Annotated in this window: 17 protein-coding genes and 2 pseudogenes; 10 read left to right on the forward strand and 9 right to left on the reverse strand. The window is 70.1% G+C overall.

Annotated features, from left to right (window positions below; genetic code table 11):
- A pseudogene (locus C468_RS14875) lies at nt 1-450 on the reverse strand (bifunctional metallophosphatase/5'-nucleotidase); the annotation flags it as partial.
- Between the two features lie 159 nt (nt 451-609).
- Entirely contained in the window at nt 610-2,166 is a 1,557-nt protein-coding gene (locus C468_RS14880; protein ID WP_008849728.1) for a methyl-accepting chemotaxis protein, read from the reverse strand.
- Nucleotides 2,167-2,351: 185 nt separating this feature from the next.
- Here C468_RS14880 and C468_RS14885 point away from each other — a divergent pair, with 185 nt between their 5' ends.
- Complete coding sequence (locus C468_RS14885) at nt 2,352-3,446, forward strand: archaeosine biosynthesis radical SAM protein RaSEA (RefSeq protein WP_008849729.1); 1,095 nt, start codon at nt 2,352-2,354, stop codon at nt 3,444-3,446.
- Between the two features lie 172 nt (nt 3,447-3,618).
- Complete coding sequence (locus C468_RS14890) at nt 3,619-3,840, forward strand: hypothetical protein (RefSeq protein ID WP_049912267.1); 222 nt, start codon at nt 3,619-3,621, stop codon at nt 3,838-3,840.
- Nucleotides 3,841-3,887: 47 nt separating this feature from the next.
- Here the strand turns inward: C468_RS14890 and C468_RS14895 are convergent, their stop codons facing one another.
- On the reverse strand, nt 3,888-4,691 hold the full coding sequence (locus C468_RS14895) for a 5-formyltetrahydrofolate cyclo-ligase (protein ID WP_008849731.1): 804 nt from the start codon (nt 4,689-4,691) through the stop codon (nt 3,888-3,890).
- A 117-nt stretch (nt 4,692-4,808) separates the two neighbouring features.
- On the opposite strand from C468_RS14895, the gene C468_RS14900 reads away from it, so the two are divergent.
- From C468_RS14900 to C468_RS14910, 3 genes are all read left to right on the forward strand, one after another.
- The gene (locus C468_RS14900) at nt 4,809-5,522 is read left to right on the forward strand and encodes a DUF4013 domain-containing protein (protein ID WP_008849732.1); all 714 of its coding nucleotides are present in this window, start codon (nt 4,809-4,811) and stop codon (nt 5,520-5,522) included.
- A gap of 87 nt (nt 5,523-5,609) precedes the next feature.
- The gene (gene engB / locus C468_RS14905; RefSeq protein WP_008849733.1) at nt 5,610-6,230 is read left to right on the forward strand and encodes a GTP-binding protein EngB; all 621 of its coding nucleotides are present in this window, start codon (nt 5,610-5,612) and stop codon (nt 6,228-6,230) included.
- Between the two features lie 45 nt (nt 6,231-6,275).
- Complete coding sequence (locus C468_RS14910) at nt 6,276-6,644, forward strand: hypothetical protein (protein ID WP_008849734.1); 369 nt, start codon at nt 6,276-6,278, stop codon at nt 6,642-6,644.
- Nucleotides 6,645-6,686: 42 nt separating this feature from the next.
- Here the strand turns inward: C468_RS14910 and C468_RS14915 are convergent, their stop codons facing one another.
- The 4 genes from C468_RS14915 to C468_RS14930 all read right to left on the reverse strand — a co-directional run bounded on the left by C468_RS14915 (nt 6,687) and on the right by C468_RS14930 (nt 9,188).
- On the reverse strand, nt 6,687-7,046 hold the full coding sequence (locus C468_RS14915) for an AzlD domain-containing protein (RefSeq protein WP_008849735.1): 360 nt from the start codon (nt 7,044-7,046) through the stop codon (nt 6,687-6,689).
- Nucleotides 7,043-7,684, reverse strand: a complete 642-nt coding sequence (locus C468_RS14920; protein ID WP_049912269.1) for an AzlC family ABC transporter permease — start codon at nt 7,682-7,684, stop codon at nt 7,043-7,045. The genes C468_RS14915 and C468_RS14920 overlap by 4 nt, the downstream gene beginning before the upstream one ends.
- Nucleotides 7,685-7,749: 65 nt before the next feature.
- Entirely contained in the window at nt 7,750-8,598 is an 849-nt protein-coding gene (locus C468_RS14925) for an RNA methyltransferase (protein WP_008849737.1), read from the reverse strand.
- Entirely contained in the window at nt 8,595-9,188 is a 594-nt protein-coding gene (locus C468_RS14930) for a hypothetical protein (RefSeq protein WP_008849738.1), read from the reverse strand. The genes C468_RS14925 and C468_RS14930 overlap by 4 nt, the downstream gene beginning before the upstream one ends.
- 96 nt (nt 9,189-9,284) lie before the next feature.
- On the opposite strand from C468_RS14930, the gene C468_RS14935 reads away from it, so the two are divergent.
- A complete protein-coding gene (locus C468_RS14935) occupies nt 9,285-9,887 on the forward strand; it encodes a DUF192 domain-containing protein (RefSeq protein ID WP_008849739.1) in 603 nt (200 codons plus the stop codon).
- Nucleotides 9,888-9,893: 6 nt separating this feature from the next.
- On the opposite strand, the gene C468_RS14940 is transcribed toward C468_RS14935, so the two are convergent.
- Nucleotides 9,894-10,124, reverse strand: a complete 231-nt coding sequence (locus C468_RS14940) for a hypothetical protein (RefSeq protein ID WP_008849740.1) — start codon at nt 10,122-10,124, stop codon at nt 9,894-9,896.
- 188 nt (nt 10,125-10,312) lie between these two features.
- Here C468_RS14940 and folP point away from each other — a divergent pair.
- Nucleotides 10,313-11,531: pseudogene (gene folP, locus C468_RS14945) on the forward strand (dihydropteroate synthase).
- A gap of 186 nt (nt 11,532-11,717) precedes the next feature.
- Nucleotides 11,718-12,431, forward strand: a complete 714-nt coding sequence (locus tag C468_RS14950) for a 6-hydroxymethylpterin diphosphokinase MptE-like protein (RefSeq protein ID WP_008849742.1) — start codon at nt 11,718-11,720, stop codon at nt 12,429-12,431.
- A gap of 22 nt (nt 12,432-12,453) precedes the next feature.
- Here the strand turns inward: C468_RS14950 and C468_RS14955 are convergent, their stop codons facing one another.
- Nucleotides 12,454-13,227 carry a creatininase family protein gene (locus tag C468_RS14955; protein WP_008849743.1) on the reverse strand — a complete coding sequence of 258 codons (774 nt, stop codon included), beginning with the start codon at nt 13,225-13,227 and terminating at the stop codon, nt 12,454-12,456.
- Between the two features lie 171 nt (nt 13,228-13,398).
- On the opposite strand from C468_RS14955, the gene C468_RS14960 reads away from it, so the two are divergent.
- Both C468_RS14960 and C468_RS14965 read left to right on the forward strand, forming a co-directional pair.
- Nucleotides 13,399-13,818 carry a nascent polypeptide-associated complex protein gene (locus tag C468_RS14960; RefSeq protein ID WP_008849744.1) on the forward strand — a complete coding sequence of 140 codons (420 nt, stop codon included), beginning with the start codon at nt 13,399-13,401 and terminating at the stop codon, nt 13,816-13,818.
- A gap of 10 nt (nt 13,819-13,828) precedes the next feature.
- A complete protein-coding gene (locus tag C468_RS14965) occupies nt 13,829-14,569 on the forward strand; it encodes a methyltransferase domain-containing protein (protein ID WP_008849745.1) in 741 nt (246 codons plus the stop codon).
- Nucleotides 14,570-14,603 lie beyond the last annotated feature (34 nt).

Below are 14,603 nucleotides of genomic sequence, written 5' to 3' on the forward strand. Positions count from 1 at the left end.
GAGATGTGTATAAGAGACAGACTCCGTGCCGTCGAACGCCTCTCCCGTCTCGCTGTCGACGAGGTTCGTCGCGAGCCACGGGAACTCGGAGTCCTCCGTGACGTCCGAGATGGGGTCGAGCCCGTAGTCGAACTCGTGGTTCCCGATCACGTCGGCGTCCGGCCCGACCTCGTTGAGCACGTCCACCGGCGCGCGCCACTGCGAGACGGGGCTGAGCGCGTGCGGCCCCACCTCGTCGCCGCCGCCGACAACGACGACCGGCCCGTCGGCCGCCGCTCGCCGCTGTTCGATGAGCGTCACCAGCCGCGGGAAGTTCTTGTCCTCCGCCGCGGCCGTCTGGATGTCGTTGTACGATAGCAGCGTCAGCGTCGAAGACTCGTCGCCGTCCGCGGCCGACGCCGATCCCGAGACGAGCGACCCGCCGAGTACGATTCCGCCCGCCCGAAGCACCTCGCGCCGTCCGAAGTCACGGTCGTGTGACATCAAATTCACCGTGTGGGGTATTATTATAAAATCTTTCTATATATTAAAATATACTCGTACGGAGGATGTTTTAATGTGGGGCGCCCCGGCGACTGCGGCCGCGACGGCTCGAGGTCGACACCGCTCTCACGGGTCGATCCGCGTGACGCCGTCGGCCGCGCCGCGGTAGAACGACTGCAGCTGCTTCGGGACCGCCGACTCGTCGACGACGTTCACGACGAGGTCGTCGTCACCCAGGGTGTCGCCGTCGTTGGCGTAGGTGTTCTCTCGGACGGCCGCCTCACCCATCAGGTCGAGCTCAGCCGCGATGTTGCCGATCACGACACAGGGGCGGTCTCTCCGCGCGTCCACTCGGTCGTTCGTCCGCGAGAGGGTGGTCGCCGTCACGTCGATCACGTTCTCCTCCGGCTCCCAGGTCCCGAAGAGGTCGAGGACGAACAGGCGGTCAGTCGCGAGCGCGTCGGTGAGCGTAACGCCGGCCTCCCGACGCAGGACCGACCGGAGCGTCGCCCGGTCGAGGGGGGCCGGCGGCGAGAGCGAGACGGTTCGGCCGGAGTCGATCGCGGCCGCACACGCCTTCGCGACCGCCTCGTCGACCGCTGCCGCCTCGCTTCCGTTCGCGGCCGCACCTCCGCCGTTCGCGGCCGCACCTCCGCCGCTCCCGGCGGCACCGGCCCGATCGGTCACGATCACGTTCCGGGAGCCGGCCGGGAGCCCGCCGCCCACGTCGAAGGCGTCGATCCCGGTCGGCACCGTCGGCGCGCGGGCGAGCCGGTCGTCGCGGTACCGACGGGCCGACGACAGCGCGTCGTCGATCTCGGCGAGCAGGTCGGTCGTCTGTGCGCGGTCGTCGTCGATCTCTCTCACCGACGCCGCTATCTCGCCGGCGACCTCGGCTGTGTTCCGCGTCCGGTCCGCGACCCGCGAGCTGGCCTCCGCACCCTGCGAGACGGCGTCGGAGACCTCCTCGACGCCGGTCGCGGCCGACTGCATCGCGTCGTCCACGACGTCCAGTTCCGCCTCGGCGGCCTCGACCGACTCACCGCCGGTCTCGACCGCCGAGACCGCCGCGTCGAGCGCGTCGCTCACCTCGTCGGAGACGCTCCGGACCTCGTCGACCGCGGTCTCGATCTCCTCGGTCCGCGACCGCGACTCGGCCGCGAGCGACTTGATCTCGTCGGCGACGACGCCGAACCCCTCGCCGCCTTCCGAGGCCCTGGCGGCCTCGATCGAGGCGTTGAGCGCCAGCAGATTGGTCTCGTCCGCGATCCGGTCGATCACCTCGACCACCTCGTCGATCCGGCCGATCTGCTCCTCGAGCACCTCCATTCGGTCGGCCACTCGGTTCGTGGCAGCGGAGGCCTCGGTCATCGCTGTCGCGGCCTCGTCTGTCGCCTCCCGGCCGGACGCGGCCGCCTCGGCCGCTCGGTCGGTCGTCCGACTCACCTCGTCGGCGCTGGCGGCGACCTCCTGTACCGTCGCGCTTAACTCCGTGACATCCTCCGCCACCGCCTCCATGTCGTTGACCTGCGTGCTCGCCGCGTCGCCGATCTCGGACAGCTGCCTGTCGACGGACTTCGATGTCGCGTGGACGACGCCGACGGCCCCCTGTGCGTTGGCGATGAGCCCGTCCTCGATCCCCGCTCGTGCGCGTTCAGTGGCGTCCGACTGATCTGTCGACATTCGTTGGATTGTGGAATGGTGACATCACACAAAAGTATTGAGTCAATCGATAAATCATAATGAATTACTCGTGAAACGACCGCGAACGTTTTGATATTTTCCGAATCACCGGCGAACGGCCGGATCCGTCAGTGGCCACCGCGCGTGACGACACGGCTTTACGCGCCCGGCCGTTTCCTCCGGTAATGAGCAAGCCGAGCCCCGACGCGTACGAGCAGGGGCGCGGAATGGACGCGCACAACGCCGTGATGCGCGACATCCGCGCCGAGCGCTCGGAGACGTACGACCCGACACAGCCGACCCGCGTGTGGATCGACGAGGACAACACGCCCGACGGCGTCGTGAATTCCCTGACGATCATCCTCAACACGGGCGGTTGCCGGTGGGCCCGCGCCGGCGGCTGCACCATGTGCGGCTACGTCGCGGAGTCCGTCGAGGGCGGCAGCGTGAGCCACGAGGCCCTTATGAATCAGATCGAGGTGTGTCTCGACCACGAGCGCGAGGAGGCCGACGCCCCCGCCGAGCTGATCAAGATCTACACCTCCGGCTCCTTCCTCGACGAGCGCGAGGTGCCCGCGGAGACCCGTCGGGCCATCGCCGAGACGTTCGCGGACCGGGACCGCATCGTCGTCGAGTCGCTGCCGGACTTCGTGAGTCGGGAGAAGATCGGCGACTTCGCCGACCACGGCATCGCGACCGACGTGGCGGTCGGGCTGGAGACCGCGACCGACCGCGTCCGCCACGACTGCGTCAACAAGTACTTCGACTTCGCCGACTTCGAAGACGCCTGCGCGGAGGCGGCCGCCGCGGACGCCGAGTTTGACGCCGACGTGGGGATCAAGGCGTACCTCCTGCTGAAGCCGCCCTTCCTCGCGGAGCCGGAGGCCGCCGCCGACATGATCGACTCGATCCGCCGCTGCGCCGACGTGGACGGCTGCCACACCGTCTCGATGAACCCGACGAACGTCCAGCGCTACACGATGGTCGACGAGCTGTTCTTCGAGGGCGGGTACCGCCCGCCGTGGCTCTGGTCGGTCGCGCACGTGCTGGAGGAGACCGCCGACGTCGACGCCATCGTCGTCTCCGACCCGGTCGGGCACGGCTCCGACCGCGGCGCGCACAACTGCGGCGAGTGCGACGACCGCGTCCAGACCGCGATCAAGGACTTCGACAAGCGACAGGACCCGAGCGTCTTCGCGCAGGTGTCCTGCGACTGCGAGGCCACGTGGGAGCTCGTGATGGAAGAAGAGACGAGCTACAATATGCCGCTGGCGCGGTAGGTCCGCCTGAAACGCCCGCGATCGTCGCCGATAGCGATCGGGGATATTCGGTATTCTGAAACGATCGATCTGTTTTGTCCCGGTTTTCAATTTGAATATCCGTGTGAGAGCGGATCATACCGAACGATCAGGTCGAAAAAGACCCTTATAGCTCCGGATACTAAGGTGACTCATGAACGCAGACGCCAGCAGTTCCCAGTCAGCCGCCAGCGGTCCCCAGTCCTCCCGCGGGAAGTCGGTGCTGTTCTGTGCGGAGTGCAGCTTCGAGAACCCCGTCTCCGAGGGGTGGCTCGTCGTCAGCGACGGCGACGAGCGCACGATCGTTTGCCCGAAGTGCGGCTACGTCGCCGATCACCGGACGGAGCGGTCAACGCCGACGCCGCGAGCGGACTGAACGAGCGGGTCAGCCAGCCGGGCGCGTCTCCGCGCCGCCGCCTCCACTCACTCCCTTCCAGGCGCGCGCTCGGCCAACACCGGAATCGCGTCGATTTTCTCGTCGTCGAGCGCGTCCCAGGCGATCCCCTCCGGTCGCGCGTAGGGCGTCTCGGTCCGAATCGTCCGCTCGGGAGTCACGACCAGGTCGAGCGGCACGTCATGCGCGTCGGGCGCCGGAAGGTCGGCGGCGTCGGCGATCGGCGACTCGGGACCGTCGAGGACCGACAGCTCGTGGACCGTGGTCGCCACGGCTGTCGCGTCGTCGTCGGGCTTCGCCCGACTACCAGAGGCGCGTTGCGCCTCGTTGTCGACCGCGCCGATTTCGCTGAGCACGCCCCACTCCAAGTCGCTGTACCCCTCTCCCTTCCCGATCCGAGCGCCGTCGGTCGTGACGCCCACCGAGCCGGCGACCACGAGGTCAACGTGCGGCACGTCCTCGGGCGAGACCGGCGTCCCGTGCGTCGAGATGCCCGAGACGGTGGTGGCGTCGTCGATATCGACGCCGTCTTCGACATCGATCGCCTCGGGATCGAGTCGGAGGAACGGGTCGGCGTCGCGAAGCCGCGGCTGGGCGACGTACACCGTCTTCCCGGCCCGGAGCGCGGCGCGTCGCACGGGGAGCTGCGGCGCGTCGGGGTTGCACTTCAGCGTCGACGCCGCCGCCCACGCGTCGGTCTCCGTCAGGCAGTCGCACGCGGCGTCGGCGCCCGCGAAGTTCGGGATCCGGTCGCGGGGCGGGAACGGGAACCGCGCCTGATCGCCCGCCTCGAACGCGTCCCAGACGGCCTCGCGGACGGCCTGTTTGTTCATGTGCGAGGCAGGAAGCGCGCGGACAAGTATCCCCCGCCCCCACGTCCGTCCCCCCCTTCGTCGCTCGATCCGTGAACTATCGGGGCGTTTATGTATCAGATGCGTGTGAATTCAGCCATGCTCGAAGACGGACTCTCGTATCCGGTTCGCGGCGACTGGATCGGACGGATCATCATCGGTGGCGTACTGGGCTTCCTCTCGGTACTCCTCCTCCCGGCGTTCGTCATCGTCGGGTACCTCGTTCGCGTGCTCGAACAGACGATCGCCGGCGAGGAGGTGCCGCCGGAGTTCGACGACTGGGGCGACCTCTTGATGAAGGGAGTCATCGGGTCGGTCATCACGATCGCGTACACGGTGATTCCGGTGATCGTGTATGCGGTGGTCGTCGCGGTCGTGGGTGGAACGAGCGGCGCGGTCGGCGGCGACGCGGGCGCGCTCATCGGCGTGGTCGGCGTGCTGCTCGCGCTGGCGTTCATCCCCGTGCTCTTCCTCATCTACTACGCCGTTCCCGCGGCGCTGTCCGCGTACGCGGCCCGCGGCGAGATCGGCGCGGCGTTCGACCTCGACCTGCTGAAACCGGCGCTGTTCAGCACTGAGTACCTCGTCGCGGTGCTCATGCCCATCGTCGTCGCGGTTGTCATCTGGATCGTCACCGCGGTGCTGGCGATCACCGTCGTCGGCATTCTGCTCCTCCCGTTCGTCCAGTTCTACGGGCAGGTCGCCGTCTTCCGGATGTTCGGCTCGGCGTTCGCGAGCGTGAACAGCCGGATCGACGCGGGGTCGCCCGGCAACGCCTCCGGCGCGGTCGGCGGCGACGACATCGCGTACTGAGCCGCCCTCGACGACGCCGCCGTCGGCGTGACCGCCGACGCGTCCCGCGACGCGCCTTTTAAACCGTTCAACCGCCCACGTACGGGTATGTTCGAAGACCGGCCGGACCGCGACGCCGAGGTCGTCCTCGTGGGGCGCTCGAACGTCGGCAAGTCCACGCTGATGCGCGAGCTGACGGGTCACGACTTCTCGACCGGCGGCAAGCCGGGTGTGACCCGCCAGCCGAACCACTTCGACTGGGCCAGCGAGGGGTTCATGTTCACCGACCTGCCCGGGTTCGGGTTCATGTCCGGCGTGGAGGAGGAGCACCGCGAGGCGATCAAGACGAACATCGTCCACTACTTGGAGGACAACGCCGACTCGATTCTCGCCGGCGTCGTCGTGATGGACGGGAAAGCCGCCGTCGACATCATCGACCGTCACGCCGAGCGCGGGAACATCCCGCACGACGTGGAGATGTTCGGCTTCCTCGAGGACGTGGGCGTCGAGCCCATCGTCGCCGTCAACAAGACCGATAAGATCGACGACCTCGACGAGCGGCTCGACGAGATCTGCGACCGCCTCGGGCTCTACCCGCCGTGGCAGCAGTGGTCCGACCGGATCGCCCCGACCTGCGCGAAGCGCGGCGACATCGAGGCGTTAGAGGAGTGCCTCCGGACGCGCTTCCACGAGCACAACCGCGACGACCTGCTGAAGTTCGTCGCGTGAGGTCCGGCCCGTTCTTTTAAATGACCGGCCGACGATCGCGGCCGCATGAACCTCCGTCCCGTCGCGGCGCTCGGCGTCGCGCTCACGACGTTCCTCGTCGCCGCCGCGCTCCTCACCGAACTGCTCGCGGCTCGGATCGCGTTCTCCGCGTTCGTCGGGCTCCCCGTCGGGCTCGTCGCGGGCGCCGCGGCGGGAATCGCGACATGGGCGCGCCTCTGGCGCCGTCCGCGGGCTCGACCGCCGCTTCTCGGGGTCGCCGCGTTCGGCTACGCGCTGCTCCTCGCCGCCGCGGTGTCGTACGCGGTGCCGCCGGCTCGCGGCTTCGTGAGCGTCGGGACGGCCGTCCCCTTCGCCGTCGCTTGCGCGGTCGCCGCGTCACTGCTCGCTCGCCGGTACGGCGAGCGGATCGCGTGAGTCGACGGGTGGAGCCGGGAGGAGACGAGGACGCCGCCGGCCTCAGGCGAACACGACGAACCGGAACAGCCACAGCGTGACCATCCCCGTCGCGATCGTCGCCATCACGTTCTCCGTGCGCCACGCGACCGCGCCGGCGGCGACGCCCGCGATCAGCCGCTCGTCGACGAGCGTGGCGGCGACCGAGGGCCGGAGCGTGACCAGATCGGGAAGCACGAGCGCCGCGAGCACCGCCGGCGGGACGTATCGGAGGAGGCGCTTGATCCGATCCGGCACCTCGTCGATCCGACCGAAGAGGTGGATGAAGGAGATCCGGAAGCCGTAGGTCGCGACCCCGATGAGGAGGATGGCGACCCAGACTTCGAGCGAGTCGCCGAGGGGGAGGGCGGAACCGCCCGTCACTCGCCCACCACCTCCGTCAGCAGACCGACGACGACGCCGGAGACGGCCCCGGTGAGCAGCCCGAGGTTGAGGGGGAACCCCCCGGCGACCACCGCCACGGTACCGCCAGCGACGCCCGCGGCGGTGGTCGGCCGATCCTTCATCGCGGGAACGAGGAGCGCGAGGAACACCAGCGGGACCGCGAACGTCAGCCCCCACGCGTCGGGGACGCTGGCGCCGACGACGACGCCGACCACCGTCCCGACCTGCCAGACGACCCACAGCGCCGCGCCCGCGCCGGCGTAGTAGCGCCACCGGCTCCGCTCCGGGTTCGCCTCGAACTCCGCGACGGAGAGCGCGTACGCCTGATCGGTGAGCAGGTACGCAAGACCCGCCCGGAACCTGCGGCCGTACTCGGCGAAGTGCGGCGCGATCGAGGCCGAGTACATCACCACGCGGAGGTTGATCACGATCGCGGTGCCGACCACGACCGCGAGCGGCGCGTTCGACTCAATCAGGTCGAGCGCGGCGAGCTGGGAGGCCCCCGCGAACACGATCACCGACATCCCGACCGCCTCGACGAGCCCGAGGCCGGCGTCGACAGAGGCGATACCGGCGACGAGCGCGAACGGGACGATCCCGAACAGGAGCGGCGACATGTCTCGGACCCCGGCCCAGACGTCCCCGTCGAGCAGACCGTCTGCGAGGCGGTCTCCGTCCACGGTCACTCCCGGGGGTAGACGGGCTCGTCGTACTTCGCCGCGAGGTGGTCGGCGTGCTCCAGCTTCGCGTTGGCCTTACGGAACGTGCCGAGCAGGGAGTGGACCTCGCGTTCCGTCGGGTGCGCACGCCCGAGCAGCCGGCGCATCAGCAGCGCGTTCTTCTCCCGGACGTGCTCGCGCTGGCCGGTGACCTCGAGGAAATCGGCGAAGAACTCGTGGAAGCGCTCCACGTCGTCCTCGGGGGCGCGGGTGACCGCGGTGTCGGGGAGCTGCGTCTCGTCGACGGTCAGCTCGCGGAGCTCGTACAGGAGGACGGTCGCGGCCTGCCCGAGGTTCAACACGGGGTAATCGTCGTCGGCCGGGATCGAGCACACCTCGTCGAGCCGCGAGAGCTCCTCGTTGTTGAGCCCGCGCCCCTCCCGGCCGAAGACGATGGCGGTGGGCGCGTCCACGCTCTTCAGCGACTCCCGGAGTTCGGCGGGCGTCTTGAACGGGAACCGCTCGTGGCTCCGGTCGTCCTCGCCGGTGATCGCGGTGGTGCCCACCGTGTGGTAGTTCGCGACGACCTCGTCGAAGGTCACCTCGTCGGCGTTCGGGAGCACGTCCTCGCGGGCGTGGCCGGCGAAGCCGTACGCCTCGCCGTCCTCAGCCAGCTCCGGCGGGTCGACCAGCTTGAGGTTCGAGAGCCCGAAGTTCTTCATCGCCCGGGCGATGGTGCCGACGTTGCCGGGGGTCTCCGGCTCGACGACGACCACGACCGGCTCGCGGCGGGTCCGCTGGTCGGAGTCGGTGTCGGTATGAGCGTCCGCGTCGGCGTCGCTCTCCTCGGCGTCCACGTCGGCGTCGCTCATCGATTCGACGGGTAGTCGGTCGAGAGGTCGACGTCGTCGAGCTCGTCCTCGCTCAGCGCGTCCTCGGTGCCCGCCTCGTCGTCCGACTGGCCGGAGAGCTCGAGGATGTCGATCCGGTCGCCCTCGAAGTCCTGCTCGACGCGCTCCTGAATATCCTGCTGGTCCGGCAGGTCCGGAAGGCCGTCCGGGTCCTCGTCGACGTGTTCGACGGTCTCGTACCCGTCCGGGGCCTCGTTGCCCGCGGCGACCCACTCGTGGAAGCGGTCGCCGAACTCGAGCGAGCCGGCGTACTCGCTGCCGCCCTCCTCGCGGAACCAGTAGAGCAGGTCCGGCTCGTGTTCGGGGCAGAGCAGCACCTCTCCCTTCGGCTCGCCGTAGACGATCTCGGCCTGGTTACAGCGGTGGACCTCGGCCTCGCCGTGTTCGAGGTAACAGACGTCGCAGGGCTCCTCGACGAGGCTGACGAGCCTGACGAGGCGCTCCCGCGGCTCCTCGGGGATCTCGTCGAGCGGCTTCAGCTCCTCGTCGTCGGTGAAGATGTCCGCCTCGTCGAACCGCCATCCGCGGAGGCCGACGCTCACTTTCGCCATGCGCGGCGCTACGCGAGGCGCGGATAAAAACGCGTCCTTCCGGGGACGAGCGCCCCGTTCGCGAGACATATACGGGCGGGCCCCGTACCGCCGGCAATGCGTCGACGGGCAGTCCTCGCGGCCATCGGTGCCGCGTCGACCGGCGGGATCGCCGGCTGCGGCGGGAGCGCTTCGAGCGCGGGCGACGGAAGCGAGGGGGGCAATGGAAGCGAGGGGGGAGACGGTGACGGTAGCGACGGCGACGACGGCGAAACGGACGCCGGCACCGACGCCCTCCCGACCGACTGGCCCGCCGGGACGTACGCCGACTACGACGCGACCACGGTCGCGGTCCGGAGCCCCGAGGGCGAGGACCGGGGAGCGGTGCGGGCCGCAATTGCGGAGACGCGCGAGAAGCGGATCCTCGGCCTCAGCGCCGCCCCCTCGCTGCCCGAGAACGCCGGGATGCTGTTCGCGTACCCGGAGCCGCGTGATTCGCTAACGTTCATCATGCCGGAGATGGACTTCGGGATCGACATCGTCTACGCCGACGCAGACAGGACGATCACGAGGATCCACAACGCGCCGGAACCGGGCCCGAACGAAGACGGGAGCGAGCAGCGGTACCCCGGTTCGGGTCAGTACGTCCTCGAAGTCCCGTATGAATGGACCGACCGTCGCGGCGTCGAGGTCGGCGACGCGCTCGCGTTCGAACTGTGACTCCGGTCAGCGAGCCTCCTCCGTGGCCGTCGGGTCGAGGGCGTCCAGCTCCGGCGAGCGAGCGACGCTCACTGCGAGCACGGCGGTCATGACCGCGAACAGGGTCGCGATCGCGACGGCGAACCCGGCCACCCCGACCGCGATGAGCAGCTGACTCCCGAGCAGTTCGCCCCCGAGCGTCGCGACCAGGGCGGCCGCGGCGAGTCCGAGTAATCGGTCTTCGGTTTTCGTGTCCATCCCTCACCTCCGTGCTGGACGGCATTAACGCGTGCCCGACGGCTGGCGTCATGTCTCACACTGGCACGTCTCGCCCCGATCGGGGGCCGTTCCGCGACCCCACGCCGGTCACCGCACGCCCCCGCCTCCCGCGTGCACTCGTCGCGTACACTCGTCCCGTTTATGATGCTCGCGCCCGTGGTGAACGTATGCGAAATGTGGACGCGGCCGGCCTCGGAATCGGCGACGACCACCCGCCCCGGATCATGGGCGTGCTCAACGTCTCCGAGGAGTCCCCGTACGACCCGAGCGTGTACGACGACCCCGGCGAGGCCGCCGCGTACGTCGACGAGGAGCTGATCGGCGAGGGCGCCGACATCGTCGACGTCGGCCTCGAGTCGGCCAACAAGGACCTCGACGTGCTCTCGGCCGAACAGGAGTTAGATCGGCTCGACACTGCGGTCGAGACCCTCGAATCGACCTCGGGCGACGCCGTCTGGTCGATCGAGACGCGCTACCACGAGGTCGCCGACGCGGCGCTCTCTCGCGGCTTCGACATGGTGAACGACATCTGCGGGTTCGCGGACCCCGAGATGCCGCGGGTCTGCCGCGAGCACGACGCCGCGGTCTCGAAGATGGCCTCGCCGCCGGACCTGGAGCGACCGGGGGCCATCGAGGACGCGGACGACATCTACGAGGCGCTGTCGATGAACGGCCTCACCGACAAGACCATCCTCGACCCCGCGTTCGGCGGGTGGTCGGTCGAGAAGACCCACGCCGACGACCGCGAGACGTTCCGCCGGCTCCGCGAGTTCCGCGGGTACGGTCGCCCGCTGCTCGTCTCGATCAACCGCAAGAGCTTCCTCAAAACGATCGCCGGCCGGAGCACCGAGGAGGCCCTCCCCGTGTCGCTGGCGGCCACCTCGATGGCGGTCGAGCGCGGTGCGCACGTGATCCGCACCCACGACGTGGCCGAGACACGCGACGCCGCCCTCATTGGCGCCGAGTTCGCCCGGGACCGGGTCCGCTCGGACGCCGCTCCCGGCGAGGTCGCCGTCGAGGAACTCGACGTGACGACCGTTCGGGAGGCGGAGCGCCACCTCGACCGGCTCGCCGCCGACCGGTCGGTCGCCNGACGACGCGGTCGTCCGTACCTACGAGCTGCGCGGGCTCGCCGACGAGGCCGTCGGCGCGATCCGAGCCGCAACGGCCGAGCCGGACGCCGACGCGGTGTTCGCCGCGGCGGGCTCGGCCGCCGACGGGACCGAGGTGTCCGCCTCCGTCACCGACGGCGGAGCCCCCGCCGAGGGCCAGTCGGGCCTCCTCGTCGCGACGGCGGACGGAGTCTCGACGGTTCGATCGGCCGTTTCGGACGTGTCGGCCGCGCTCGACGCCGCGCTGGAACCGATCGACGGCGGCTCCAAGTAAGAGAAAGTTTATGCCGTCGTGTAGACAACCGGTTCAGTGGACGCCGGAGGGGCACGCGGGTAGGGGTACTCTGTGCTACTCCGGCCCATACCATATTCGACCCCGCCAGCGGCGGCGCCGTCCGCCGCGGCGATCGGGCGGTCGCGCTCGCCGCGGTACCGCCCCGCCGACAGCGGGGATTCACACATGAACTTCGAGACGTTCGAGCCCGTCTACGAGGCGATCCTCGCCGACTTCGGCTTCGAGCGGGCGGCCGACGAGCGCGCCCGCGACGCGGCGGCGGCGATCGCGACGCCGTTCGCCCTCGACCGGCTCGGGGACTGGCGGGGCGAGACCGTGGCGATCGCCGGCGCCGCGCCCCGCCTGTCCGACGAGGTCGATATCGCCCGTGACGCCGACGTCGTCGTCGCCGCCTCCACCGCCGCCGACGCGCTGCGCGACCGCGGCGTCGCCGTCGACTGCATGGTGACCGACCTCGACAAGAACCCCGACACCGCGGCCGCGCTCACGCGTGAAGGGGTCCCGGTCGCGGCCCACGCCCACGGCGACAACCTCCCCGCGGTCCGCGAGTGGCTCCCGCGGTTCGCGGACGGGGCGACGCTGGCGACGACGCAGGCGGCCCCGGTCGGTCCGGTCCGGAACCTCGGCGGGTTCACCGACGGCGACCGCGCCGCCTTCCTCGCCGACCACGTGGGCGCCGGGCGCCTCGTCTTCCCGGGCTGGAACTTCGAGGACCCGGACGTGGGGCCGATGAAGGCGCGAAAGCTCGACTGGGCCGCGCGGCTGTTGCGGTGGCTGGAGCGCCGCCGCGACGAGCGGTTCGGGATCCTCGACGGCCGCCGCGAGGGGCTCGACGCCGCGCTCGACCCGATCCTTCGCGGACGCGACAGCATGGTTTGATTTAAAAGGGAGTCGGAGGAGGCTACGCCACGCGGCCTTTCGGTAGCAGCTCCGCCCGGTCGCGGGCGTCGAGCCACTCGACGAGCCTGACGAGCTGGTCGCTCGCCGCCTCGAACAGCCGATCCGCCTTCTCCGGAGTCACGTCGGTCGGGTCGCCGAACGCGCCGTTCGCGGAGTTGTCGACCGCGTCGTAGTAGGTGCGCGCGCCGTGGACCACCGCGTCCGACCCGTCGAGGTCGACGAGCCCGTCGTCGCGGGCGTCTTCCAGCCGGTCGGTGTCGACCAGCTCCGGCGCGATGTGCGTGATCATCGCGGTCTCCTTCGGACCCGCGTGCGGACCGTTCCGCTCGAACAAGTCGTCGACGAGCTCCGGGATCGACTCGTCCCACATCCACTCGATCGCGTAGGCCGTCTCGTCCTCGTGGAGCCGGCGCCCGACCTCCCGGAGGTGCTGAACGTTGCCGCCGTGGGCGTTCACGAACACGACGCGGTCGATCCCGTGGTACGCGAGGTTCCGCGTGAACGACTCGACGTAGTCGCGGAACTCCGGCGGGTCGACCCACATCGTCCCCGGGAACTGCCGGTGGTGCGGGCTGACGCCGACGGGTATCGTGGGAGTGCGGACGGCGCCCGTCTCCTCGGCCGCCGCGCTCGCGAGCGCCTCGGCGATCAGGTGGTCGGTCGCCAGCGGCAGGTGCGGGCCGTGCTGTTCCGTGGAGCCGAGCGGGACGAGCGCGACGGCGCCCTCCGACAGCGCCTCCCCGAGCTCCGGCCACGTGTGGTCGGCGAGATACATACCCGGCCTCGGGTTCGGGCACGTATGAACCCCGCTCTCTCGGTCGGGTTCGCCGGGAGCGGTGGTCGGGTTCGCCGGGAGCGGTGGTCGCGATCGACTCCGAACGGTTCCGACCGACGCCGCCGTCCCGTGTCGCCACCCTTTTTGTGTCTTCCCGCCGAATTCGGGCGCATGTTCGGAGGAGGCGGCATGAACCCGCGAAAGATGAAACAGATGATGAAACAGATGGGGATCGACGTCGAGGAGCTCGACGCCGAGCGGGTCGTCATCGAGACGGCCGACGGCGACGACCTCGTCTTCGACGGCGCCCAGGTGACCAAGATGGACGCCCAGGGTCAGGAGACCTACCAGATCGTGGGCTCGCCCGACGCCGTCGCCGACGCCGGCGCCGGCGGAAGCGCCTCGGCGGTTGAGGGGGATTCGGGCGCGGCGGCGATCGAGGACGACGGCGACGACGCGGGCGACGCCGGGATCCCCGACGAGGACGTGGCGCTGGTCGCCGAGCGCGCGGGCGTCCCGAAGTCGACGGCCCGCGAGGCCTTGGAGGACGCCGACGGCGACCTCGCGGCCGCGATCGCGGAGCTGGAGTGACTGATCCGGCGTGACGGACGCCGCGTACCTGCTGGTCCACGAGGACCGAGAGTACCTGCTTGAGCCGGGCGAGGAGTTCGGTACGGACCTCGGCGTGCTCGAGGTCCCCGACGACGCGGAGGGCGGCGACACCGTCGAGACGCATCTCGGCACCGCCTTCGAGGTCCGCGAGCTCCGCGGCCCCGACCTCTTCAACCACCTCGAACGCACCGGCGCCCCGATGATGCCCCGCGACGTGGGGCTCGTGATGGGCCACACCGGCGCGTCCGGCGGCGACCGCGTCCTCGACGCCGGCACGGGGACGGGGATCCTCGCGGCGTACCTCGGCCGCGCCGGCGCCGACGTGACCACCTACGAGATCGACGCCGAGTTCGCCGAGGTCGCCCGCGGGAACATGGCGACCGCCGGCGTGACGGACCGCGTCGAGGTCCGCACCGGGGACCTCACCGAGGAGCTGGACGCGCTCGCCGACGAGGACCCCTTCGACGTGCTAACGCTCGACACGGGCGACGCCCCGGCGGTTGTCGAACGTGCGGACGACCTGCTCGCGTCCGGCGGGCGCCTCGCCGTCTACTCCCCGTTCGTCGAGGGGACCCGCGAGGCCGCCCTCGCCGCCCGCGAGGCCGGCTTCGAGGGCGTCGAGACCCTCGAGACGATCCAGCGCGAGATGGACTTCTCCGACCGCGGCTCCCGCCCCTCCACCGCGGGCGTCGGCCACACCGGCTACCTGGTGTTCGGCCGGGCGCCGTAGCCCACGACGGCGCAACGTTCTTTCCGGCTCCGCC

Source organism: Halorubrum kocurii JCM 14978 (assembly GCF_000337355.1).
In the GTDB taxonomy this organism is placed as follows: Archaea; Halobacteriota; Halobacteria; order Halobacteriales; family Haloferacaceae; genus Halorubrum; species Halorubrum kocurii.